Source organism: Bradyrhizobium sp. ISRA442 (assembly GCF_038085055.1).
In the GTDB taxonomy this organism is placed as follows: Bacteria; Pseudomonadota; Alphaproteobacteria; order Rhizobiales; family Xanthobacteraceae; genus Bradyrhizobium.
On the sequence record NZ_JALGCN010000001.1, the window covers coordinates 586839 to 610860 of the forward strand.

The window sequence follows — 24022 nt, forward strand, 5'->3', positions numbered from 1 at the left end:
CAGTCCGCGGCGATCACTGGTTTCACCGCGCGGCGGATGCCGAGCCAAATCTGATCCTTCAATGCTGTCAGCGGCGGCGGAGGCATCGTCACCGGCGTTCCTCCCATCCGGCTTCTCGTGGGCGAGCTCATCCTTTTTCCCGTGCGAGATGTGCCAAAGCTCATCGCTTGGTTCAGCATTCAATTCAACCAGATGCTCAATTCGTCACAAAGATGGGCGTCACCTGCGCTTCTATTTTGTGAACCTCGGCCTCGGGGACGTAGGCGGTGTTGCCGCCGTAGGCTGAAGATTGAACGTCAGCCAGACATTCCAGCCTGCTGGCCGATTTTCATTGGCGAATTCGCCATAGGCCTTCAGGTTCAGGTATCCCTGCATGTCTCCGACCGGAAAAATATAACCAACCTGCGGTCCGACGCCGGCCACTCGCGAGCGGAAGCAGCCGACGCGATCACCGGAGCCGCTGTCGCAGCCAAGCTGCTGATAAAGGTAACCTACGAGGCCGACCTGCCACTGCTTGGTCAGGAATTGCGACGCACCCCAGTCGAGATGCATGTCGACGCCGCTTTGATATTGGGTGGAGGGGTTGACGAAGTTGTATGTGAATCCCAGCACCGCCGAAGCTTCATGCCCGGTCTTTGGGTCGAAATAGGTGTAGCCGCCGCCGGCGTCGATCGCCCAGTGCCCAAGCCCCAAATTCGCAAGGCGGGTCGACTGGTAGGCGCCGACCGGGAGGTCGGCGGTAATGTAGGTCATGTAGTTGTTGACACCGGCATTCCAGCGCAGCGCGAACTGCGGGACCAGATCGCCAAATGCAATGAGCGAGCTGTCGATGCTGTCGAAGCGCGAGAAGGGGATCGTGCCGCCGCCCGGGAGCGTCAAAGCTCCAGTCAGAGATCCCGCCAGCGACGTGGAGTTGGAGCCGTAGGCCGTCAGCAAGCTGGCGGAGGCCTGACCACCGAGCACCGGCGTCTCGAAAGTGTAGGTCCCGGCCAGAAGACCAAGATTCACGTTTGCATTGACGTTCGCGCTCGCGTTGACGCTCAGATTTGCGGGAATTCGGCCAATCGTGATCTCGCGTGCCCGCGCCACATCGCCGCCGGCAGAAACCGAGGTGTGATAATAGACCGAAGTTACCGACCAGCCCGGCGCCTGCTGGGGAACAGCCGCGAGGCTGCCAAAAAATCCGGGTATCCAAAAGCTGATGCCGTCTTCATCGGCTCGCGCTGCATCATTGGGGAACGCGAGCAAAGCGGCAATTGCTGCCGCGCCTAACCGCCAAACGAAACCAGCCGTCGATAGCGATTTCCCGCCCTTTATCTGCATCTGCCGATCCCCATTCTTCGCCCTCCTGTCACAACCGAAGAACAATCGGGTCGTGCGAGGAGCCGGAAAATGAGCAGATGCTACTACAGCGCGGCTATGCAGAATCGGCACATTCTCAGCTTGTGCATATTTTGCGGGAGACTGTACCTTCCTTGCCACAATTTCCGGATGTGTAGCTCGACGTTCTTGCCGTTTTTGCATGGCACATCTTGCCGACAGAGACGTTCGACCAAAGCGACCAGTTTTGCCGCTTTTGCGAAGGCACACCGAAATCGATTATCTTACGTTTGAGAGGCGGGGTCGGCGCCTTTCGACCTGACGACGCGCTACACCATCGAGGCCATTGCCGAGCGCGACCGCATCAGGTTTGAGGTCGAAGGCGTGGACTTACTCGACAAACGTCATCCCGCCGTGATCGAGGAGATCAGCCTGCGCCACTTCGCACCGCTGTTTCGTCGCCAAGGCGGAATCACGTCCGTGACATGGATCGAGGAAGCTCGCGTCGATGCCGCTAGGCGCCTACGTGAGTTTGGGCATGAAGCAGGCGGCCAGTCATTGCGGATTTGGATTTACTGACGTGCTCGTCGTGCCGGCGTTGACGCCGCTGAGTATCCCAAATGTTTCCGAAGCGCTTCATTGGCACGAGAGTCCGCTCTCGCGAGGCACGGACTGTCACGTCCCTCTGGCAACACAACGCCAGCGGGCTCCGACCGCTACTCGCAGAAAGTACAAAATCGCGGGAAAATCGGAGTCTGGCGTGCAAAATCGCAGGATTGGTAGCGGGGGAGCGCTACCGCCTTTCCCCACACTCACCGGAGCTGCGATACCTCATCCAATCTTTCGCATGACGCAGTCGAACACCCCTTAAGCCCGTGGTGAGCGCGGCAGCTCGACTTGAAAACCTTTGACTAGCCAGTCGAACAATAGGCCATAGACCACGGCAAGCGGGAGGCCGACAATGGCGGTCGCCGCCATCAGTGCCTGCCAGTAATAGATGTCGCCGCGGATCAATTCGGTCGGCACCCCTGCGCTCACGGTGCGACTCCCGGTCGAACTGACGAACACAGCCGCATAGATGTAGTCGCTCAGCGACAGCGCGAAGGCGAAGACGACGCAAGTCGTGATGCCCGGGATGGCAAGGGGCAGCGCCACCCGGAAGAAGACGCCGACGCGGCTCCAACCGTCGGTCAAGGCCGCCTCCTCGATCTCGCGCGGGATCGAGCGGAAGAAGCTGAGCAGAAGCCAGGTGCAGAACGGAACCGTAATCGTCGGATAGACAAGGATCAACGACCACACTGTATTGGCGAGGTCGAGCAGGGTCACGACCTCGTACAGCGGGATGAAAAGCAGCGTGGGAGGAATGAGATAGACGAGGAAGATTGCGATGCTCGAATGCTCACCCCAATGCCCCATCAGCCGCGCCAGACTGTAGGCCGCAGGCACCGCGAGCACCAGCGTGATGGCGACGACGATGACGCCGATGAACAACGAATTCCAGAGAAAGACCGGATAATTCGTCTCTGTGAACAGGAAGCCGATGTGGCTCAGCGTTGGGGGAAGATTGAACAGAAACGGATTGTTGGCCGGATCGTACAGATCGGCATTGCGCTTGAAGGCCGTGATCAGCATCCACGCCGCCGGGAAGATTGCGAAGGCGCAGAACAACAGCAGCGCAGCGTAGAAGCCGACCGTGCGAAGCGTTTGTCCCGTGCGCATTGGTTGCTACTCCTGCCCGCGATAGGCCATGCGCAAGGCGAGGATGGAGACGGCGAGCAGCACTGGAAACAGAAACAGCGCGATTGCCGCGCCCTGGCTCAGCGCCCCACCCTGGATGCCTTTGAGATAGGCCCAATATGGGAGAATTTCGGTCGTATAGCCGGGTCCGCCCCTGGTGGTTAGCGCCACCACAGTCATGTCACCGAAGATCACGAGAACTGTGAACAGGATGGCGACGATGAGCAGGATCGCCAGCGCCGGCAGGGTGATCTGAAACAAGACGCGGAAATAGCCGGCGCCGTCCAGTTCGGCCTGTTCGAACAGTTCGCCCGGAATGGCCGTGCGGCCTGCCATCACGATAATCGTGGACAGCGGCAGCGTGCGCCAGACATTGATGGTCACGACCGCACCAATACCAAGCCATTCGCGCCCAAGATAGAAGAGATTGTTGGCCGGACCGAGCATGGTGCCGGGGCCGAGCAGGCCGACCGCGCGAATGATCCAGTCGATCGGGCTGAACTCCGAATCGAGCAGCCAGAGCCAGCCGACGGCGGCGAGCGCCACCGGCATTGCCCAGGGCAGGATGAGCAGGATTTGCGCAAGTCGCTTGCCGGGAAAGTCGCGGGCGAGCAACTCCACCTGGAGGATCGTCAGGATCGTGAGAAGCACCAGCGTCGCCACGGTGATGATGATGCTGTTACGCAAAGCGAACATGAACGCGGCGTCGTAGACCACGCTGATGAAATTATCGAGGCCCACAAACTGTTGAATCGTGGGATTGCCGACAGTCGCCTCACTGAGGCTTAGCGCAATGGCAAGGAAAAACGGCACCGCGACAAGTGCAATCACATAGATAACGGCTGGCGCCAGCATGATGGCACCGACAACGCCATCGCGATCGGCTATTCCGATGCGCGCCTCCCGTTGCGGCGGCTTCCCGTATCCTTCTCTCCGCCCGCCGAAGCCTTCTTCGTTTCTCACGACAACTCCTCGCCGCCAGGCCATTCGGCACGTCGCGACGCAGTGTCTTTCCGCGTCGCAGGACCGCGCTTCAAATTGGCGCGGCAGCCGTGCGCATACCGGTTTGAATGTCGAAAAACCGTAGCAGTGAACGCGGCACCACGAATTCCTGCACCTCGCCGACCTTCACTTTGCCGATCGCTTCCTGCCGTAGCTTGCACAGCACCTTGGCGTTCCTGAATTCGCCATCCGCGTTGCCGTAGGCGAGCCATTCGGAGCCGAGAAACTCGATCCGCGTGACGCGCACCTGGAACGTCGCCACGTCGTCGGATTTCGCCACAGCCGCTCGCGGCGCGAGGTGCTCCGGGCGAAAGCCGACGATTGTGGCGCCGTGCTCCAGCAGGTTCATCGGCGGCGTGCCGATGAACCCGGCGACGAACGTGTTTGCCGGCTCCGCGTAGAGCTCGTGAGGCGAGCCGATCTGGCGCAGCACGCCGGCCTGCATCACCGCGACACGATCGCCAAGGCCGATCGCCTCGACCTGATCGTGAGTGACGTAGACGGTGGTGATGCCGGTACGGTCGTGCAGCTGGCGGAGTTCGGAACGCGCTACCGCCCGCACCTGCGCGTCGAGCGAGCTGAGCGGCTCGTCGAAGATAAAGAGAGACGGTTTGCGCACGATCGCGCGGGCCAGCGCCACCTTCTGTTTCTCGCCGCCCGAAAGTCGTGCCGGGCGGCGGTGCAGGAGGCCTTCGATGCCAAGTATTCCGGCTGCCCAGCGGATCAGACGCTCTTGCTCCGCCTTCACCGCGCCGCGCGCCTTGAGGGGAAACGCGATGTTGTCGGCCACTGACATGTGCGGATAGAGCGCATAGCTTTGAAAGACCATTGCTATGTTCCGCGCCCGCGGGGGCAGCGGAGTAATGAGCCGGCCGTTGAGAAAGACGTCGCCGGCGGTCGGCTTCTCGAGGCCGGCGATCGATCGCATCAGCGTCGTCTTGCCGCAGCCGGAGGGACCGACGATGGTGAGAAACTCTCCCTCCCGCGTCGTCAGGTCGATACCCTTGAGGGCCTTGAAATCACCGAAGTGTTTCGCCAGCTCTCTGACTTCCAACACGGCCACGGCGCTGATCCTCGCTAGTCCTTGCTGGCTTCCCGACCGCACCCGACGTAGCCAAGCCGTTTCCATTTCTCGACGATCTTCTGCATCTGGGCAGCGGTATCCTTGACGGCCTGCTCTGGTGTTTTCTCGCCGCGCGCCGCCTGCGCCATCATCGTTGACAGCAGGAACGTGTTGTAGACCTCACTCGTGGCTGGATTGGCGTAGCCGGGATAGCCGAGCCATGCGGTCCAGGCGAGCGCTCCCCTGAGCACCGAAAGCTTGTCGGGCGGGTCCGAGCCCCACGGATCGTGATCGATCCAGCCGCCCTTCTGTTCGAGCTGCGGTACCGTCGGCGGATAGGCAGGGAAGTCATAGAGTTTGCTGTAGTACGTATCGCTGCTGTAATTGGCAGCGAGGTCGAGCATGAACTTCTTCGCCGCCAGAATCTGGTTCTTGTCAGTCACGTATTTCGGAAGAACGTAGATGAACCAGACATGCGCGGTCTGGCGCACGTCGCCGTTCGGCCCCTTCAGCCCCGGCCTGAAGCCGGTGTCGGTCGCATTCTTCGGGTTGGATTCCTGAGCCGTCCGATAGAAGGAGATCGAGTTCTGGATGTAGGAGGCTCGCCCGGACACGAACGCCTGATTGTTCGAAGCCGCATTCCAGGAGAACACCTCCGGAGTTTCGGCAGCGTGGAAGAGCTTGGCCTGATACTTCACCGCGTCGAGTACCTGCGGCGAATCGAGCGTTACGTTGCCGCAGGCGTCCTGCACGGTGCCGCCGAACGACCAGATCAGCGAACGCGCATAGAACTCCGAGTCGATCTCGGGCGACATGCCGACGCCGACCGGAATTCCCGTTTTCTGATAGATCTTCTGGCCGCCCTTGAAGAGATCGTCATAGGTGGCCGGTCCTTGTGGATAGCCGGCATCCTTCCACAGCGAGATGCGATAATCGCCGGGATCGACGACCCAGCCCACGCAATAGGCGTACCACTGCTGTTTGACCGGGAGATAAGCCTGATGGGTGCACGGCGCGACGCCCGCGCCATAGGCCGCCTTGGCCGCGTCATTGACGTCGTCCAAGGGCTGCAGACCCTGGATGAATGCGGCTGGCGTCGCGTTCATCTGCATCAGCGCCGGCCCCTTGTTGGCGGCAATGGCGGCCGCAAGCGTCGAGTTCAGGTCGGCATAACTGATGTGCTGCACGGAGACGTTGACGTTGTGTGCGGCTCCCCATTGTTGAGCATAGGCATCGAACCACTTGTCGTAGCGCGGAACGAAATGGCTCCATTGCGTGATCGATAGCGTCGTGCCGGCCGGGAATTTCTCGGGAAAGGTCAGCGCCCCGTATTTTACCGGGAAGTGTATCGCCGACGGCTTGACGCCAGAAGTTGGTTCATCCGGCGTTTCCGCCGCGGACAGATTTGCACTCGCTCCGAGCACACAGAGCGCAGCAGCGGCGACCGACACCGCTAGGAGCGCTGGGCTATTCCACCGCTTGGCCATGGTTTCTCTCCCTTTGTCCGAAAAATTTTGGACGGGGATCGAACTCGCAGCCCCATTTGTACACGTTTTGTTCGATCGCTTTCCGCTCATAAAGCCCGTTGGACCATCAATTAACGGGGTTCGGCGGCAGGAGTTTCTGCGACGAAGGGCTAAGCCGCTGCATCTGGCGCGCAAACGCCGTACCGTACCTTGCGATCGCCACGGTAACGGGCACCCGCAGCTTTTGAGGCTCGTCGCATGATTCCCCGCCCGGGTGGTCCTACCGCTTGCGCCATTCCATGGTCCGCACGAAATGGTGAGCCTCCGCCATCCCCCTCTCGGCCAGGCGTGACATGGACCGCTTCCGCAGAGAATTTCTCACGCTAGCCAGCAAAGCCGCCGCGTCGATCGGGTGCGCGATGATCTCGCCCGATACAAGCGCGGCCGCCGCTCCGACTTCCGGTGCCAGCACAGTCTTCGACGCGCGCAGCTTCGGGGCGATTGGGGACGGCAAAGCCATCGATTCGCCGGCAATCAATCGGGCGATCGAGGCAGCGGGCAGCATGGGCGGCACGGTATATTTTCCCGCGGGTCGCTATGCGTGCTACTCGCTTCGCCTGAAAAGCGCAGTTGCGCTTTACCTTGATGAGGGCTGCGTGATCATAGCCGCCGACACCCCGCGTGAGGGGACAGCGTCAGGCTACGATCCAGCAGAATCGAACGGACCCTGGGAGGCGTTCCAGGACTTCGGCCATAATCACTGGCACAATAGCCTGATCTGGGGCGAGAGCATCCATGACGTCGCAATCTTCGGACCGGGCTTGATCTGGGGACGGGGGCTTGCCCGCGGACACGACGACCCCGACCTGCCGCTCGCCGAGGCACCAGGCGTGGGAAACAAGGCGATCGCCCTAAAGAATTGCCACAATGTCACTCTTCGCGACCTGTCGATGCTCGCCTGCGGACACTTCGCCGTTCTGGCGACGGGTGTCGACAACCTGACGATCGACAATCTGAAGATCGATACCAATCGCGACGGAATCAACATCGATTGCTGCCGCAACGTTCGCATCTCGAACTGCAGCATCAACTCGCCCTGGGACGACGCGATCTGCCCGAAAAGCTCGTTTGCTCTCGGCTATGCGCGCCCGACCGAGAACGTCACGATCGCCAATTGCTACGTTACGGGCGGCTTCCAGGTAGGCTCGCTCATTGACGGCAGCTTCAAGCCTTTTCCCGGCACTTACGAGGACCACGGCTGGCAGCGCACCGGTCGCATCAAGTGCGGCACTGAATCGAACGGCGGATTCCGGAACATCGCCATTTCAAGCTGCGTCTTTGAAAGCTGTCGCGGCCTTGCGCTCGAGACAGTCGATGGCGGAATTATGGAGGACATCACCGTGACAGGGGTCACCATGCGCGACATCCGCAACGCGCCGCTATTCCTGCGTCTCGGATCACGCCTGCGCGGCCCCGCCGGCATTACGGTGGGCGCACTCAAGCGCGTTCTGATCAGCAATGTCACCTGCAACGCGCCACTGAACGATATGCCATCGATCATTAGCGGTGTTCCAGGACATGCGGTCGAGGACGTCAAGATCAGCGACTGTTACTTTCTGCACAAGGGTGGCGGTACTGCTGAGATGGCGGAGCTTCAACCGGTCGAGCGGCCGAACGACTATCCTGAGCCTGTTCTGTTTGGCCCTTTGCCAGCGCAGCATTTCTACATACGTCACGCTCGCAATCTCGAATTCAACAATGTGGAGCTTCGAGCTGTCACCGCCGACGCGCGCCCGTCGCTTTGGCTCGGCGACTTGAACAGCGCCGATCTCACGCACGTCAAGTTTCCCAGTTCGATCGGTCCGACCGTGTCGTTCAATGACGTTTCCGATTTCCGCGCCTTCGCCAACCGCGGACTGAAGGACGTGTCGATCGAGGGTCGGATCTCACATATGCAGCTGTGAACAGAGGGCTCACGGCTTCGGCCGTGGTGCACGACACATCGAACAAAGCGTGAGAAATCGCAGGTTGGCGTGCAAAATCGCACGTTTGGTAGCGGGGGAGGGACGCGCTACCAGGCCCAGATTCGAAGCGAAATCCTGATATTTTCCAGCACGTTGGCCGGAATGTGGTAGCGGATTTGATGGTGTTACATCCCACCCGGATGTCTCACCCGCCCGCGCCCCGGAAAGGCTGCCAACGTGGCTCGTCCCTCCTACCTCGCCCGGCGCGGCGACGGTCGTTATTTCCTGCAGATTCGGTTGGGGAAGACGATCTCGATCGAGCTAACGACGTCGCTGGTGGCGAGCGGTGAATTTGTAGGTATCCTCCCGATATCGGTCGCGCGGCGGAAAGCCAGTCAGGCCGCACTGCGCGTCCTGCCGATCAGATCGGTAGGGCCGCGGGTTTCCGCCGAAGTCGTTTTTGTCAAGAACCGGACGCTCAATCCGCCTGTGGTGTCGTTCATCGATTGCGTGCGGAATGTCGTCAAGGCTTCCCGCCTTGAGTGACGACGCCGTTCAAGTTCGGCCGGATCGGCACCTTCCGCTGATGATGCTGTGGACGGCTCCTCCGCCGACGCGAGAGCGCCAAGGAGGGGCGCCGTTTGAGGCTCCCACGATTCGGAGGAGCAGCCTATGCAGTCAATTTCGGACGAGGGGCAGCGCAAGGCGCAATCTCAAGAGACCCCCTCTTGGGAACGCTCAACCTGGTAGGAGCTGAGCACGCCATTCCTGAGCTCGAGGGACCTGTCAATCGCTTGAACCCCTTCGCGCTCGTGGGTGACGAGCAGCAGTGTCTTTCCACGTTCACGGACCGCATTCGTAAGCATTACCATAACGCTTTCTGCGCTCTGGTCATCAAGGTTTCCAGTGGGTTCGTCGGCTAGGACGAGCGCAGGATCGTTCGCCAAGGCCCTTGCAACGGCAACTCGTTGCTGCTCTCCACCGCTGAGTTGAGAAGGATTGTGATCACTGCGATCGGCGAGGCCAACAACGTCGAGCAGTTCGCGGGCTCGAGCGCGATTGGCTCGCCCCACGGCAATCATCGGGAGCAGAACGTTCTCCAAGGCGGTGAGCTGTGGGATCAGATTATAGGACTGAAAAATGATCCCGACCTCCTTGGCCCGGTACTTCGAGGCCTGGGTCATCGATAGGCGACCGATATTGATCCCGGCGACAACAATGTCCCCCTGGTCCGGGCCATCAAGGCCTGCGATAAGATTCAGAAGTGTGGTTTTGCCTGATCCGGACGGACCGCTGACGCGCACGAACTCGCCTTGCTCAATGTCGAACGAGACGTCGCGCAGCGCGCCAATGGTGGAGCGCTCACCTCGATACGTCTTCGAGACTCCGCGCACCGATACGAATGGATCTTGGGTCATGAGCGTCCTTCCGACAGGCTTGTTGCCAGGGCATGTCGCAGAAGACGGCGGCCCGTTGGTGCAAAACCGACGATAACGGCCGCGATCCCGATCGCGACGATCGATCCAACGACCATCAGATCAAGCGCGGGCTGCGTAGTGCCAAGATCAGCCATCAGCGACGGTATCGCGAAGGACCGCGGCACAAATAGAATTGCGACCACACTACCAATAGCAGATCCAGCGGCGCCCAATACCAATCCGAACACAACAGCCGGTGCGATACCCACTGCAGGCGGAAACCCGAGCGTAATCAACGTGGCGTATTGCTTGCGGCGATCAACGTAGATGTCATGCAAGAGGTTTGCGGCGAATGTTCCGGCCAATAACACGGTTGCGACGCTCACGGCCGTGAACACCGCCAATGTCAGGACGAAATCACGCACCTTGCGTTCATATTGACTATATCGCTCTGTGACGAAGATGCCCGGCTCAAGCCGGAAGGCTTCCTGCAGTTTGGCGACAAGAGAGGGCACATCGGACGTGCTCCTTGCAATCACAAGCGCGTCAGTCAGTGTCGGTCGACCAAATATATCCTCGCTCGTCTGAATGTTCACGAACGCCCCGCTCGAAACGTCGGTCGCCTCAGGGTTCAGCGAAGGGGCTTCGGCCGATCTCGGCGGTGCTCCCCGCAATTCCAGTTTGTCGAAGATCCCGATAACCGTAAGCTCCAGATCCCCTCCATCCGCTTTGCGAATCGGGAAGGTGGCGCCGACGTCGACGCCAAGCGTGCGAGCCGACACCTGATCGAGAACTGCAGCCGCGCGATCGTCTTTGCGAAGAAATCGACCACTCGCGAGCTCGAAGCGGCTCACTTCCCGCTCGACATCCGGATCGATGCCAAAGACGTAAATGTTGAGAAATCCATCGCCGGAAACAACGTTTCGAAAAAGCGATTGTCGTCTGATAACCCGATTGCTGCCTGCCGCATGTTCCAGGTCAGCCGGATCAATCAGCGGCTCGTAAACCGGTATCGTAAGAGGCGGCAGATTTCCGCTACGCGGCGTTTCGAACAAGGCACGATTAAACCGGCTCTTCACGTGAATGATGTCGGGGCGGTCCTGGTGTATGGCTCCGTTTAATGCGTTCCTGGCACCTTCGACCACCATCAGTGACGCAGCCACAGTCGCACTGGCGGCCGCTAAAATCATAATCGCAGCTATTGCCTCGACAAACCGTCGTCCCATACCTCCGAAGGTGAGCTTCACCCAAATCATGCCGATACCCGCAACAGCTGCGCCGGGCGTTGCGCGAGCGGCCAGAGTAACGCCGGCACCGTCGCGATGCTTGACGCAGCAAGCGCCATGCCCACGGCAAGAGTGAACCCTGAAACGGTTCGCGCGAATGGCAGAATGGCTATCGCCGCTGCCGCAACCAGTATGCCAGCGGCAAGGACACCGTAGAGACGCAGCGCGGAATAGCGCAGCACTTGACTCCGCGAAAAGCCAACGGCTTGCATAATTCCAAACTCGCGCCAATGGCCAAGGACCCACTGGATTTGCAGACCCGCTGCCCCGGCTGCCACCAATACAAGCAGGAGAAAGACGAAGAACGAGCCACCCATCTCCAATTTCCTTTGCTCCCGGAGTGCCGCCTTAAAGTTGTTTCGCTCCGGCACTCTTAGACAGAAGGAGGCTTCACGGGCAGCGCCGCAGTCTTGTTTAAGGCCACGCTGGTCGAGCAAGGATATCGCGTCGCGTTCGACCGGAGGCACGGCGCGAACTGAGTTGGCGCGCACGACCAGTTCCTTCGGTATCACCTGCTTCGCGGGTGGCGTGCCGCGAGCGGCCAATTGCTCGTCGACAAATCCGAGAAATTCTTTCAACACCTGTCCGTTCAGGAGGATAGGCAACGTGGTTGCCATGCCCTCTGGCGCATCCGGGCGACGCACAGTGAGGACTTCGCTGCCTTGCGCAGCCAGGCGCCAGAATGGCTCAAATCGCCCCTGATCCGGTCCGACGAGCTCGAATGTGCCGATCAGGCGTAGCTTCTCGAAGCGCCGAACTATTGGCGGATTTGCATTCACATACATCAGATCGACGGTCGCTTCGGCACCAGGTCGAACTCCGACGTAGTCCGTGACTCCCGATGGGACAACGACCTCGTTGCGATCCGGCGGACGCACCGTTCCGGATCTTGCAAACAAGGGGGCTCCGAGAACCGCCGAGGGCGCCTTCGGATTCAGATCGTGGAAATTTACATAATAGTCGCGCACTGGATCGAATGACCCATCGATGCCTAGCACGGTCGTCTGGGCACCGAGAGATTCCTGTTGCTTCTCGTTTTCAAAGACCACAAACGCGGTGTCGGCCACGAGGCCGAGTTGCGTCCCGTTGTAGGGAGCCTCGACCGACTCCACGCCGGCGGCCGACCGTAGCGTCTGGACGAGGTTTGTGACTTCGTCTGCAGGCACACGCCCGAGCTCGATAACAAATGTCGCCGCTCCGGACGCTTCATATCCGGCCAGGAGCTCCGCCCGCCGAAAGCCTATCTGCCCTACAAAGAACGTGACTGCGATCAGTGCAAGCGCGATCGCTAGTGCGGTTACCGATGACCGCAGCCACGCCCTTCTCAGATCGACGAAGGCGAGCCAAATCAGCCCGCGATTCACGACTGCTCCTACCTCAGTTCGCGCTCGATGTCTTCGTGGAGCTCGCCGATCATGCCGGAAACGGTCGATTTCACCTTGGTGGCTGGCGCGCCACTCTTAAGCTGATTGCCGAGGGAATCGAACAGTAGCTGTTGCTCGCGAGCCTCGCGCGCTGAAATCCTCGGCGCAACGCTGTTCCAGGCCGCACGCGCTTCCCTGAATCGGGTTTCAGCCTCAGTCGCGTTGCCTGACGCATAAGCTGTATCTACTGCGCGTAACGAGGTCACGATCCTATCCACGGATTCCCGCCCCTGGGACTTCTTCTGCGCGACGGCGGCGCCGCTCCAGCCAGCACCATCAATTCCGAGGCCGATCGTCACTACGCCGGCCGCCAGCACTAGGCTAATCCATGTTCGGGCAGTTCTCATCGCATCCTCCTATAAGATGACAGTCAGCACGTCGACTGGAGCAGTCGTGGACTTCTAGTCGAGCCGCTCTGAAGTCGTTGAGAATTTCTTTCTTTGCAGCAGAACAATCGTGGCCTCCGGACGGTCGTCCTTCAGCTCTGGCATTGCACTCACAACAAGCACCTCCCCTGCTTCTCCTTTCGCCTGTCCTTTCGCCTTGGTCGCGGCGTCCGCCAGCTTGACCTTTGCCCTCTCCATTGCGGCCTTCTGCGATTTGGCGTGGGCAAGATCCTCGCCCTCGGTAATCGGCTCGACTTTGGCGATAGCTCCAGTCATGTGATCGACAATGACCTCGAAGAACTTTCCTTCTTTTGCCGTATAGACGGAGAGCTGGAGCTTGCCCTTATCCATCTCGAATTTCCCGGAAATCGGCTGGCCCTCCCGTTCGCTGGTCGTGAAGCCCTGCTGCAAGGTGACCTTCACGCCACTTAGGGCGTTTGCCAATTCGGCCTGTTCCTGGTCTGGGCCGATCGCAAGAGCCGATTGATGACTGGCAAGCGAGGTCGCCAAAGCCACGATGACGAACCCATAGGCGGAGGTCAGTAGCATTTGTCGTCTAGTCATGATCTCCTCCATTGATCGGGATGCCCAGCGATCAAAAGCCGCTGTCGCACAATTACCTATGTCGGTTCCGACGATTGAGCGGCCTGGTCACGCGACATTGTCGTCGCCAATTTTTCCGCCGGTCGGACGTCTCGAGGCCGCTTTAGAGCCAGCCCGCCCGTCCAATCAGCGATTGGATTTTGGTCGTGCTTCAGCGCTGCCACCACTGAAGAGTTTCTGAAATCCCTGTCAGGAAGGCTGCGACAGGGAGGAACCGGTCTATAATACTGGCTCAAGAGCAGCTCTCTGACGGAGCAGATCGTGCGTATCCTGATCATTGAGGACGAAACGAAAGTCGCTAATGCGTTGCGCGAGGGCCTTGAAGCAGAGCACTACGAAGTCACGATCGCTCCGACTGGAGAAGAGGGCTTCTTTCTCGCCAGCCAGCGTTCTTTCGACCTTCTGTTGCTCGATCTTATGCTGCCCCGCCGCGACGGTCTCGATGTCCTCGCGACATTGCGCAGGTGTGGCAATCAGACGCCGATCCTGGTCGTCACGGCTAAGGACACGGTCCAGGACCGGGTGATCGGCCTAGACCAGGGCGCTGACGACTACCTCACAAAACCCTTTGCATTCTCCGAGCTGCTTGCCCGCATCCGGGCGCTCCTCCGTCGTGGACGCATGGACCAGATCCTCAAGCTGCAGCACGAGGATCTTGAGATGGATCTCGTCACGCATAAAGTCTGCAGGGGAGCTCAGTCTCTCGACCTGACAACGAAGGAGTTCGACCTGCTCGAATACCTGTTGCGACACAGCGGCCGCGTCGTGTCGCGGGAGATGCTTGCACATGACGTATGGCATGCAACGGCCAGGGCGACGCCGCTCGATAACGTTATTGACGTTACGATAGCGCGGTTGCGCCGCAAGGTCGACGAGCCCTACGAGAGAAAGATGCTCCACACCGTCCGCGGCCTTGGGTACCTCTTGAACGGGAGGCAAGGATGAAGATCCGCCCGCCAAGCGTGCGCGCGCGGCTTACGTTCTGGCATGCTGGCGTGCTGACCCTGATCGTATGTGTGTTTTCCGCGGGCATTCTGCTTTTCGTCCAGGCTCGCCTCTACGCCGGCCTGGACGCGCAACTCAGTCACGAGATCGCGACCATCAGTAAGATATATCGCGAGGAGCCGGACGAACTGAGGGATTTGGCCCCCGACTGGGGCATTACACTGTTCCAGGTGGACGACGGCGGCGCCCGCCAGCAGAGCGAGGCATGGGAACGAGAAGGACTATCGCGTGCGCTGCAAAGAGGCGAACCGACGTCGCCGCTGTCTTGGACCGCGCCAGACGGTCGTCGCTATCGCGTCCAGAGTGCCTCAGAATCGTCGTATCACGTGGCCGCCGCGATTGACGAGACCTCGCTGCGGGACACGCTCTGGACACTCGCAATCATCCTCGCGACTGGCATTCCGTTCGCCGCGGGCCTGGCGATCGCGGGAGGTTACTTCCTTGCGGGCCGCGTACTCTCCCCGGTCGGCGCCATGGCGCAAAAGGCTCGGGAGATCACCGCTGAATCGCTCGCCAAACGGCTTCCGGTCGATAACGCCGAGGACGAGTTCGGGCGGCTCGCGACAGTATTCAACGACACGCTATCCCGTCTGCAAGACGCGTTCGAACGATTGCGCCGTTTCACGGCCGATGCTTCGCATGAGCTGCGCACCCCACTCACCGCGATGCGCAGCGTGGGCGAGGTGGCGCTACAGAACCCGCTTGATGCTGTTGCGTATCGCGACGTCATCGGCAGCATGCTGGAGGAGGTCGACAGGCTCACGCGGCTCGTCGAGAGCCTTCTGATCCTCACGCGGGCCGATTCGGGCAAGGTCCAGCTGGCTCCCGAGGCCGTGGACCTCGGAGCGTTGACAGGACATGTTATCGATCAGCTCCGGGTGCTCGCCGACGAAAAGCACCAAGACCTCAGGTTCCGAGCTCCCGTCCGAGTCCATGTTAGAGGAGACGCCGCGCTCATTCGGCATGCGCTCATGAACCTGATACACAACGCGATCAAATACACTCCAAATGGCGGCACGATCAGCGTCGAAGTGAATGCGGCCAGCGGGCGGGCCATGATCGAGGTACGAGATACGGGACCGGGAATTCCTGCCACGCACCAGGATCGTATTTTCGATCGGTTCTATCGCGTCGACACCAGCCGCTCGAGGGAAGCGGGCGGGGTTGGACTGGGGCTCGCGATCGCTCGATGGGCGGTCGAGGCGAACGGCGGCCAAATCGAGCTCGCAAGCGATGTGACAGATGGAAGCTTGTTCCGGATCATTCTACCCGATGCTTCATTCGGGGTCAGCGACGATCGTCAGTTTCCGAATGAGCTGCGCGGAGGGAAACAAGAGATCGCGTCACCGTGAAACGGTCTGCCGCAGGCCGGTGCCATCACTCCAGAAATTCATATGCGGCCTCAATCGATCAGCGGTTGTGGGCGCCTTCGAACCGAAACGGAACAGCGAAGGTCAACCCAGCGCGAATTTCGTTAAGCGGATGAGCGTTGATAGCTGCGTGGCGGTACGCCACATCGAAGGACAGCTTATCGCTAACCTGCCAAATTAAGCCCACCAGCCCCGACACGGTCTCCGCCAAGCCGAACTCCTTCTCGTAAAAGACTTCTGCGACCGGTCGCAGCTTCCACTTCGACGGCCCTTCGACGATGGTGCCAACGAACACATCGGCGCGGTGCTCCCGCGTCAGCAAGGTTTCCACGTTGAAGTGAACTGTGCCCCAATCCCGGCGCTGGGAGACGATGCCCGCCCAACTAAGGCCAGCACCGCTACTACCCGTGCTGTTCGGCAGAAGCACGCCGAATTCCGTCGCCACGCTCGGTCCGGACTTTTCTTGAAGGCTCCCGGGCACCACGACATGCTTAAGGAACGCGCCGGCATCCATGAGTTCGGTGGGGCCGGAGGGCGAGAGGGGCGTCTCACCTCGCCCTTCGAAGACCGCCTCCCATCCTTCGCTCAATCCGATGTTCAGGACGGTCCACGGCGCAATAAGCGTGCGCGTATCCTGCTTATGTTGAACGCCCGCCGGCTGCAATTCGATCTCGAGCTCGCCAGGTGCGGCGACAGCCGCATCCGTGCCGTCAAACGGCCGATATGCGAAAGCAGGCCCAGAGCACACACTGCCGGCGAGAGCGATTAAGGAAACCGCAACGCACCGCATAGACGTCGACTTTCTGACGATCATGATCGGCGCGCCCTCATGGCGACGGGCGAAACACGAAAATAGCAGCTACGTCATCCGCTTTAGCCGGAGCAGCCACCAGCAGGCGATCGAGCTCAGGCACAAAAAGTGAAGTTCTTGCACCAGCTGCGGTGGGTATGCGATCAATTTGCCGGTAGGTGTCGCCATCCACGGCAAGCACGTCGACAAAACCATCACCGCAACTGACGTAGACCCGATCGCGCTTTGCGTCGAGGAAGACATCGTCCACATCTCCGCAGGTCGACACTCCCCCGACAAAAGCTCCATCGCTCAAAGACACCACTGCGAGTTCTGCCGGGCGCCGAAAGGCTACAAGAAGAAGCTGATGGGCTTAATCGAGCACCATGGCAAAATTCGCACTCCGACCTTCCGTAGGCCAAGATGCAACCTTTTGACGTGAGGTGCGATCAATAACATCGATCGTGCCAGCACTAGGCACGTTGACGACAATCCGGGCTGCGTCGAATTGAAAGCTCTCCGCGTTAGGCGCGGACGGTTACATGCCGTGGGATCGCCGATGTCACCTATACCTCACAACAAAGGAAGCCTACGAATCAGTCATCGTCATCGTCGTCGACGGCCGGTAGCCGACCGGTTTGCGAATTGACGGCAATCTTCGTAGTCTGCCCATCCTTCGACCCGATAGCCTCAAAATACTGCCCATCGCGCACGATCTGCACATTCGACCAGCCGTCCGCTTGGAGCTTTTGCCGTACCTGATCCTCGGTGACCGGTTGATCTCCCGCTATGAAGGCTGGGCCCTTGCTCGGCTCCGCGGTCACTACGGCTATGCCGGCTATGCCCATCAGCAACAGACCACCACCGGCCAGTATCCATCTTCGATCCATCGCAATTCTCCTCTTCGCGGTTTCAATTGCTCGAGCTCCCCGCCGACGATCATCAGTCGTCGGGCTGGGGCTCTTCCCAGAACGCATTGCGGATCTCTGAACCGTCCTGACCAAGTTGATCTTGCCCTTCTCTCAGGGCCTCACCACTGAAGAGTTTCTGAAATTCCTGTCAGGAAGCCACGGCGCAAGATCGCCTTCCTTGCAGCGCCGTCCGCTCTCGCAGGTCGCGTCAAACCTCTCGACCGGAGTGCTCTCAGCGTTTGTCGTCGGGATGCGCTCGCCAATCGCGGCCGACCGTTTGATGGTTCTCGTCCATCTTGTCCACGCTCCCTGCGCGATTGGTGTCGTTGTCCTGGGCTTTCCAGTCGCGGCCAATCTGCACTTCCTCTCCGCGCGCCCGCTCTTCCGTACGCGAGTGCTCGGCTTGTTGAGGAGTTTGGTCCGGCTGTACCGGAACCATTTGCGCCTGGTTGGTTCTTCCCATCTCCTCAGCGCTGGCGGAGCCGAGGCCACAGGACAGCAGTAGTGCCGTTATCACCGCGAGACTGCGCATGCGTTCCTCCTCCATTTGGACGAACGCTAACGATTTTCTTCAGCTCCGGTTCGAAGGTTCCGCGCTGCTTCGCTGCGTCGGCCCCAAGGCGAGTAGCCGTCAGCGACCACAAGCGGACTCGTCATTTCTCTGATGGGCGGCACATCCCGATCTGAAAAGACGACCTATCCGGCAACTGACGAAACACGGCATAGGTATTCCTATTGACGGTTCGTAAGACGCCTCGCTCGTGCCAGCTAACGGCGCGGCTAGTCACTTCCGCCGATACGACTCCTCTTCCAGTTTTGATGGTTCTGTTCGTCAAGTCGGCTTCGAAACGCGCCGCTGCCTCTTGACCGCCGATCGAGCAGTTGAGCTTGAGCGTCTCGGCATTTTGCATCGGCGACAGCCAGCGCGTCGGCGCAGAGCAGTCCCGCCGTAGCAATTGTCACAGTCAGTGCACCCATCGGTTACTCCGTCCTAAGCACGCAATATCGGGGTTGGGCGTTCAAACCATGATTGCGCTCGGCTGCTCAACTTATTTCGTCGTATCCCGTCATTTTCAGTCAGATGGCTTCCCGCCTGAGCAGGCGTCCCCTCGATCGGTCTGAGCAACCGGCGTGCACTGGCTTCCGATCACCGGACTGAGACGCCAGCTTTTTGAGCTGCGGAAGCGTTCGATGGCCCGCGCCTCGCGCCGCCAGAGATCGCGAGCGCGAATGAAGCAATGGATCAGCGCGGTCAATTCCTACGTCTACCCGTGCATGATCACGTCACGCACGAACGCCTGGTCTTCGAATCCCGTCGTGTGCCCCGTGGGCCATGCACTATCGAGTTTGAAGGCGAGTGTTGGTGTGATAGCCGCTCAAAAGCGCCGTTGATGCGGGCCTCTTCGACGTAGCTGGCCCTGCACCGGGTAGTTGAGATAGCTGAAGTTTGGGGAGGATGAGTTCATCGGCGACACCCGAGCATGCGCGAACGATCCCCAGAGGAGCGGCGCAGCGAGCATCCATCGGATAATCCGGCGATGTTAAGTGGTCGCTGCCTCGGGCGACAAGCCCTGCCTGGATTGGATCTCTCCGAGTTCGGCCAGGTAACGGTAAATGATTGGCGGCACGCGTTGACACGCCAATTGAGTTCTTCCGGCGTTCGGGTTAATGTCTTTCTGGGGACGTAGCGGCCTCGCCGTGAAGTGGGTTATCCCATGCAAGAGCTGTTCGCTTGGTGATGGAGCGAACACATGGATGGGATATCTCTTGAGATTCCGCTGTTCATTATTGCGACCTTTGCCGGTGCCCTCGTCGCGGGTCTCTCGGGCTTTGCATTCGGCCTAGTCGCCGCCTCGATCTGGCTTTACATCCTGACTCCCCTGCAGAGCGTCAGCTTAATCATTGCCTTTGGGCTGATCGTGCAGGCCTACTCCGTTTGGAAACTGCGGAGTGCGCTGGATTGGAGACGGCTCTGGCCGTTCATCCTTGGTGCAGCACTCGGCGTGCCGGTCGGCGTATCGATATTGACCTGGGGCGATCCTCGGCACGTCCGCGCTGGTGTCGGCGTGTTTCTCGTTCTCTACAGCCTCTATGCGCTATTTCGTCCTGCGATCGCGCCAGTAAAAGCAGTAAAAGCACCGGGCGCCGCGGCCGATGCCGTTGTCGGATTCCTCAATGGCGCGTTGGGCGGCATCACGGGGCTCGCCGGAATACTCGTCACGATCTGGTGTGGACTGCGCGGCTGGCCCAAGGATGTTCAGCGTGCCGTGTTTCAACCAGTCGCCGTGGCGACGTTCCTGGTTAGTGCGTTGTGGATCGGTGCCAAAGGCGTACTCGGCGCGGATACGGTCGGGCTTTTTCTGATCGGCCTGCCAGCCCTGTTCGCCGGTACCTGGCTTGGTCTCAAGTTGTTCGGCCGGCTTGATGAGGCTGCATTCCGCAAGATCGTACTGGTGTTGCTTCTGGCTACGGGCGCGGTCCTGATTGTCTAGGGTTCGCCTGTGGAGTGCCCCGCCCTGCTGGACACATGACGAATACGCAATCACATCGATCAATGAATCCGGAGTAGTTCCATGTCTAAACCCTCAACTCGCCTCGGCCGGGTCGCTATCCTCTGGCGGGGCGATGAAGAAGCGCGCCGCAGTGCCGCGCCAGAGACCAGCCGGTTCAGGAATGTCTTCGCCGCGCTCAAAGATATCGGCGTCGATGCCGAACCGGTGGTCTATGAGGACGATGTCCGCGACGCCGTCAGCGCACAGCTTGCCACGTTCGATGGCGTGCTCGTCTGGGTCAACCCTATTCACGAGGGGCGCAACCGTGCGAACCTCGACGCGCTGCTGCGCGAGGTCGCGGCGCGCGGCGTGTGGGTGAGCGCCCATCCCGACGTGATCCTCAAAATGGGCACCAAGGAGGTGCTCCATCGTACTCGCACGATGAGCTGGGGCTGCGACACGGCCCTGTATCGAACGGCCGAGGCGATGCGCGCTGAATTGCCGTCACGGCTCGCCGCCGGGCCTCGCGTCATCAAGCGCAACCGCGGCAACGGCGGTCAAGGTGTGTGGAAGCTCGAGGCGCTGGCCGGTTCTAGCAACCGACTTACGGTACGCGTGCTTGACGCAACGAAGGATGTATCAGAGGTAGTGACGCTGAACGATTTTCTCGACCGGTGCATCGCGTATTTCGAAGACGGCAGCGTGATCGATCAGCCGTTCCAGACGCGCCTGAGCGAGGGTGTGGTGCGTTGCTACATGGCAGGCGATCGCTGCGCTGGCTTCGGCCACCACAAGGTCAAAGCCCTGGTCGAGGCACTGGCCGCGCGCGCCGAAGCCGGCCCGCGGCTCTACACGTCCAAGTCCCACCCGCGCTTCCAGCGCCTGCGCCGGCTGATGGAAGACGAGTGGACGCCGCAGCTTATGTCCTCGCTAGATATTCCGATAAGCGATCTCCCGATGATCTGGGACGCCGACTTCATGCTCGGCCCGCCCGGCACCGACGGAACCGACAGCTACGTGCTCGGTGAGATCAACGTCAGTTCAGTCTTCCCGATCCCGGATGAGGCACCGGCGGAGATCGCCCGCCGAGTTGCCGATCGCTTGCAGTCGAAGCTCTGAGCAGTCAATCGTTACCGTACCGCGTCAGTGACTAGCTGGCCGCCAACAACGGTATCCGGACCACCCCACATGGGGGCGATCACGTCGTGTCTTAAAGGGGTTTTGGAACTTAGGGACCGACTTTAGAGTTTTCATCAGTTTCCCATCTGGAGGAGTGCCATGCGGAAAACGATTCTGGCTCTGACAGTCATTTTTTTGGCGCCTACGGCAGTGATGGCGTTGACGGCCAGCCGAGAGCAGGTCGGAGCCCCTGAATTGGGAGCAACTGGGGCTGCCATTCAAAAGCGCCAAGTCGCTCCCGGCGACGTCGCCGGAAGCGGTCACGGAGGCATCTTGGGAGGCAATGTGATCCTCGCCAAGGGTGACAAGTCTGGTACCGGTCCTGGTCGTGGCGGCCACAAGGGCGCCCACAAAGGTGAGCACAAGGGCGGCCAGAAGCATGATAAATCCTAAGCGTGTCTTTTAGGTCGTCTGTCGTTTTGCGCAGTCACAAGCTTCGCGCGGCAAACCTGAACACACGCCACCGCCGACACGGTGCCCTAGTCCGTGCACCGGCGCCGGATAGCCGGGAAACACGCTTGGCATCGGCGGCAGGTTGCCGACGTAGCGATTGATCACGCGGAAGAGCGCGAGGATGCTGCTAAGCGCGGCCCGAGGATAGTGCCATCTATCGCGAACTCGATCCTGACGTTATCCGGATCGCGCGCGATCCCACGCCCTCAACTTCGTGTCGGCGTCCCGACCAAACATTCCCATCGTGCAAGGCGATGCCCGGCTGATGACCGCAAACGCACCCGATGGCGGTTACGATATTATTCTTATCGACACCTCTCTCGGCGCCGCAATTCGGATGCACCTCCTCACCAATGAGGCGACGGCGGTCTATCTGCGCAAGCTCAAGCCAGGTGGCATCGTGGCTATGCACGTGTCGAACTATTACCTCTATCTTGCAACCGTCGTTGCCGGCATCGCCAACGCAAACGGCGCGATCACGCGGCTCTATGACGGCGGCGACGTTCCGGAATATGCCAGCGAGCAGAAGTGCGTCCCTACAGTCGCCGCGGTGGCGCGCAAGGATTTCGACGCACTCGCGAACTCGAGATTTTGACAGGTTCTGCCACCCGATCCCGCTCGTCACCTCTGGACCGACCTAACGTGTTGGGAGCTCTTATCCGCCGGCTGCGACAAATGCAGTGAGTTTCGGGGAGTTGCGGGAGCTGCTGTGGACGCCGAGTTGCTGGAACTAATTTGGGAATCGGGCATTGCTATCCAGGCATGAGTGGGAGGGACGGATGGGCGCAAGTCCGGTATCCCGCTCTCGTTGGAGCGCGGCAGCGTTGATCGCAGCTGGTTCGGTAACGAGCCTCTTCGCGTTGAGCTTCGCCGTGAACGGCGCGGCAGATGATTCCCGATTGCTGGCCGACGCGCAGCAGACTTTTCAGCCATTGCCTAAAGACATGGCGACGTCGGAGTTCCCGATCACGCCCGAGCGCGTCGAACTGGGTCGTATGCTGTTCTTTGATTCCCGTGCCTCGTTAGATGGCACTGCGAGCTGCGCTCGCTGTCACGAGCCGTTTCTCTATGGGACCGATGGACTGAAGAAACCTCACGGTGCGCGGGACACGATCAACCCGCGCAATGCGCCAACTGTGCTTAACGCCGCACTGCAATTTAATGCGCATTGGCGCGGCGACCGGAAAAACGTCGAAGACCAAGCAACCCAAGCGTTAGTCGGGCCGACAAGTTTCGGCAATCCCGACTATGACTCCGCGATGAGAAACATAAAGGCGATTCCCGGCTATTCGGAGATGTTCGCCAAGGCATTCCCGGGCGAAGAGGATCCCGTAACGCCGGAGAATTGGGGCAAGGCAATCGGCAGCTACGAGCGCACACTGGCTACTCCGTCTCGCTTCGATCAATATCTTTCGGGCGATGCCCAGGCTCTCTCAAGCGCCGAACAGCGCGGGTTGAGAACGTTCCTCGAGACTGGCTGCGCAGCTTGTCATGGTGGCCCAGCCGTCGGGGGCGGCATGTTCCAGAAATTTGGGATCGCCGAAGATTATTGGAAGGAAACTGGAAGCACCGAGATCGACAAGGGCCGCTTCGACGTCACCCATGATGACGCGGACACGTACGTGTTCAAAGTGCCCAGCCTGCGCAATGTTGCAATGACACCGCCTTATTTCCACGACGGAGCGGTCAATACCCTGCCAGAAGCCGTTGGCATTATGGCCAAGGTGCAGCTGGGAAAGGATCTTGCTCAGCAGGATATTGCGGACATCGTTGCTTTCTTGGGAAGCCTAACCGGCCAGTTACCGGACAATTTTCGCGAAGTGCCTGTGCTGCCCCCCAGCGCCTTCGCAGCAGCGGGGAATCAATCGACCGGAGACAGCAAGCACTGAGCCGCACGGAACGCCTGGCCTGATCCGCCAGGTCACCCAACACGAGAGTGAATTATGATACGCACCATTCTCAGCATGCTGATTTTGATCAGCTGCGTGCAGAGTGCAACCTGTCAAGATCAGCGCAGCAAAGCGTCGAGCGATGCAGTTCGCGGCGAGGGTCCGGTTCGGAGCGCTTGTGGGGCAGAGATCGAGAAATTCTGCCGCGGCGAAGAGCGAGCTGGCCGCTGTCTGCGAGAGCAGAACCCAAATGAGTTGTCAGAA

Annotated in this window: 24 protein-coding genes and 1 pseudogene; 9 read left to right on the forward strand and 16 right to left on the reverse strand. The window is 60.1% G+C overall.

The genetic code is table 11. The annotated features are described in order from the left end of the window. Positions 1 to 231: 231 nt before the first annotated feature. The 6 genes from MTR72_RS02690 to MTR72_RS02715 form a co-directional block, all read right to left on the reverse strand. A complete protein-coding gene (locus tag MTR72_RS02690; protein WP_280966202.1) occupies positions 232 to 1323 on the reverse strand; it encodes a SphA family protein in 1092 nt (363 codons plus the stop codon). An 864-nt stretch (positions 1324 to 2187) separates the two neighbouring features. After that, on the reverse strand, positions 2188 to 3039 hold the full coding sequence (locus tag MTR72_RS02695; protein ID WP_280966203.1) for a carbohydrate ABC transporter permease: 852 nt from the start codon (positions 3037 to 3039) through the stop codon (positions 2188 to 2190). A gap of 6 nt (positions 3040 to 3045) precedes the next feature. After that, positions 3046 to 4020, reverse strand: a complete 975-nt coding sequence (locus tag MTR72_RS02700) for a carbohydrate ABC transporter permease (protein WP_280966204.1) — start codon at positions 4018 to 4020, stop codon at positions 3046 to 3048. A 70-nt stretch (positions 4021 to 4090) separates the two neighbouring features. Next, the gene (locus MTR72_RS02705) at positions 4091 to 5122 is read right to left on the reverse strand and encodes an ABC transporter ATP-binding protein (protein WP_280966205.1); all 1032 of its coding nucleotides are present in this window, start codon (positions 5120 to 5122) and stop codon (positions 4091 to 4093) included. Positions 5123 to 5136: 14 nt separating this feature from the next. Then, entirely contained in the window at positions 5137 to 6609 is a 1473-nt protein-coding gene (locus MTR72_RS02710) for an ABC transporter substrate-binding protein (protein WP_280966206.1), read from the reverse strand. Between the two features lie 259 nt (positions 6610 to 6868). Beyond that, positions 6869 to 7153 carry a hypothetical protein gene (locus tag MTR72_RS02715; protein ID WP_280971185.1) on the reverse strand — a complete coding sequence of 95 codons (285 nt, stop codon included), beginning with the start codon at positions 7151 to 7153 and terminating at the stop codon, positions 6869 to 6871. Here MTR72_RS02715 and MTR72_RS02720 point away from each other — a divergent pair. Then, the gene (locus MTR72_RS02720) at positions 7122 to 8552 is read left to right on the forward strand and encodes a rhamnogalacturonidase (RefSeq protein WP_341510092.1); all 1431 of its coding nucleotides are present in this window, start codon (positions 7122 to 7124) and stop codon (positions 8550 to 8552) included. The two genes, MTR72_RS02715 and MTR72_RS02720, sit on opposite strands and share 32 nt — an antisense overlap. Positions 8553 to 8789: 237 nt before the next feature. Next, the gene (locus MTR72_RS02725; protein ID WP_280966207.1) at positions 8790 to 9098 is read left to right on the forward strand and encodes a LysR substrate-binding domain-containing protein; all 309 of its coding nucleotides are present in this window, start codon (positions 8790 to 8792) and stop codon (positions 9096 to 9098) included. 167 nt (positions 9099 to 9265) lie between these two features. Here the strand turns inward: MTR72_RS02725 and MTR72_RS02730 are convergent, their stop codons facing one another. From MTR72_RS02730 to MTR72_RS02750, 5 genes are all read right to left on the reverse strand, one after another. Beyond that, positions 9266 to 9970, reverse strand: coding sequence for an ABC transporter ATP-binding protein (locus MTR72_RS02730; protein WP_280966208.1), 705 nt, complete (start codon positions 9968 to 9970; stop codon positions 9266 to 9268). Next, positions 9967 to 11217 carry an ABC transporter permease gene (locus MTR72_RS02735; protein ID WP_280966209.1) on the reverse strand — a complete coding sequence of 417 codons (1251 nt, stop codon included), beginning with the start codon at positions 11215 to 11217 and terminating at the stop codon, positions 9967 to 9969. The genes MTR72_RS02730 and MTR72_RS02735 overlap by 4 nt, the downstream gene beginning before the upstream one ends. A gap of 5 nt (positions 11218 to 11222) precedes the next feature. Next, positions 11223 to 12620, reverse strand: a complete 1398-nt coding sequence (locus MTR72_RS02740; protein ID WP_280966210.1) for a hypothetical protein — start codon at positions 12618 to 12620, stop codon at positions 11223 to 11225. Positions 12621 to 12628: 8 nt separating this feature from the next. Continuing rightward, complete coding sequence (locus MTR72_RS02745) at positions 12629 to 12997, reverse strand: hypothetical protein (RefSeq protein WP_280966211.1); 369 nt, start codon at positions 12995 to 12997, stop codon at positions 12629 to 12631. 84 nt (positions 12998 to 13081) lie between these two features. After that, positions 13082 to 13630 (reverse strand): hypothetical protein, encoded by a 549-nt coding sequence (locus tag MTR72_RS02750; RefSeq protein ID WP_280966212.1) that lies wholly within the window; start codon positions 13628 to 13630, stop codon positions 13082 to 13084. A gap of 300 nt (positions 13631 to 13930) precedes the next feature. On the opposite strand from MTR72_RS02750, the gene MTR72_RS02755 reads away from it, so the two are divergent. Continuing rightward, positions 13931 to 14614 carry a response regulator gene (locus tag MTR72_RS02755; RefSeq protein WP_280966213.1) on the forward strand — a complete coding sequence of 228 codons (684 nt, stop codon included), beginning with the start codon at positions 13931 to 13933 and terminating at the stop codon, positions 14612 to 14614. Continuing rightward, on the forward strand, positions 14611 to 16026 hold the full coding sequence (locus MTR72_RS02760) for a sensor histidine kinase (protein ID WP_280966214.1): 1416 nt from the start codon (positions 14611 to 14613) through the stop codon (positions 16024 to 16026). The genes MTR72_RS02755 and MTR72_RS02760 overlap by 4 nt, the downstream gene beginning before the upstream one ends. A 58-nt stretch (positions 16027 to 16084) precedes the next feature. Here the strand turns inward: MTR72_RS02760 and MTR72_RS02765 are convergent, their stop codons facing one another. From MTR72_RS02765 to MTR72_RS02780, 4 genes are all read right to left on the reverse strand, one after another. Then, entirely contained in the window at positions 16085 to 16858 is a 774-nt protein-coding gene (locus MTR72_RS02765) for a hypothetical protein (RefSeq protein ID WP_341510051.1), read from the reverse strand. A 13-nt stretch (positions 16859 to 16871) separates the two neighbouring features. Further along, positions 16872 to 17105 carry a hypothetical protein gene (locus tag MTR72_RS02770; protein WP_280966216.1) on the reverse strand — a complete coding sequence of 78 codons (234 nt, stop codon included), beginning with the start codon at positions 17103 to 17105 and terminating at the stop codon, positions 16872 to 16874. Positions 17106 to 17430: 325 nt separating this feature from the next. After that, the gene (locus tag MTR72_RS02775; RefSeq protein WP_280966217.1) at positions 17431 to 17724 is read right to left on the reverse strand and encodes a hypothetical protein; all 294 of its coding nucleotides are present in this window, start codon (positions 17722 to 17724) and stop codon (positions 17431 to 17433) included. 253 nt (positions 17725 to 17977) lie between these two features. Then, positions 17978 to 18277 (reverse strand): hypothetical protein, encoded by a 300-nt coding sequence (locus MTR72_RS02780; RefSeq protein ID WP_280966218.1) that lies wholly within the window; start codon positions 18275 to 18277, stop codon positions 17978 to 17980. Positions 18278 to 19496: 1219 nt separating this feature from the next. Here MTR72_RS02780 and MTR72_RS02785 point away from each other — a divergent pair. From MTR72_RS02785 to MTR72_RS02795, 3 genes are all read left to right on the forward strand, one after another. Beyond that, a complete protein-coding gene (locus MTR72_RS02785; protein WP_341510052.1) occupies positions 19497 to 20237 on the forward strand; it encodes a sulfite exporter TauE/SafE family protein in 741 nt (246 codons plus the stop codon). An 81-nt stretch (positions 20238 to 20318) separates the two neighbouring features. Continuing rightward, on the forward strand, positions 20319 to 21356 hold the full coding sequence (locus MTR72_RS02790; protein WP_341510053.1) for a Cj0069 family protein: 1038 nt from the start codon (positions 20319 to 20321) through the stop codon (positions 21354 to 21356). 159 nt (positions 21357 to 21515) lie between these two features. Beyond that, positions 21516 to 21809 (forward strand): hypothetical protein, encoded by a 294-nt coding sequence (locus MTR72_RS02795; RefSeq protein ID WP_280966222.1) that lies wholly within the window; start codon positions 21516 to 21518, stop codon positions 21807 to 21809. A gap of 96 nt (positions 21810 to 21905) precedes the next feature. Here the strand turns inward: MTR72_RS02795 and MTR72_RS02800 are convergent. Continuing rightward, positions 21906 to 21992 (reverse strand): annotated as a pseudogene (locus MTR72_RS02800) (SOS response-associated peptidase); the annotation flags it as partial. A gap of 142 nt (positions 21993 to 22134) precedes the next feature. Between MTR72_RS02800 and MTR72_RS02805 the strand changes: the two are divergent. Together MTR72_RS02805 and MTR72_RS02810 are read left to right on the forward strand one after the other, a co-directional pair. Continuing rightward, on the forward strand, positions 22135 to 22464 hold the full coding sequence (locus tag MTR72_RS02805) for a hypothetical protein (RefSeq protein WP_280966223.1): 330 nt from the start codon (positions 22135 to 22137) through the stop codon (positions 22462 to 22464). Between the two features lie 184 nt (positions 22465 to 22648). Then, on the forward strand, positions 22649 to 23758 hold the full coding sequence (locus tag MTR72_RS02810; RefSeq protein ID WP_280966224.1) for a cytochrome-c peroxidase: 1110 nt from the start codon (positions 22649 to 22651) through the stop codon (positions 23756 to 23758). The last annotated feature ends 264 nt before the right edge of the window (positions 23759 to 24022 follow it).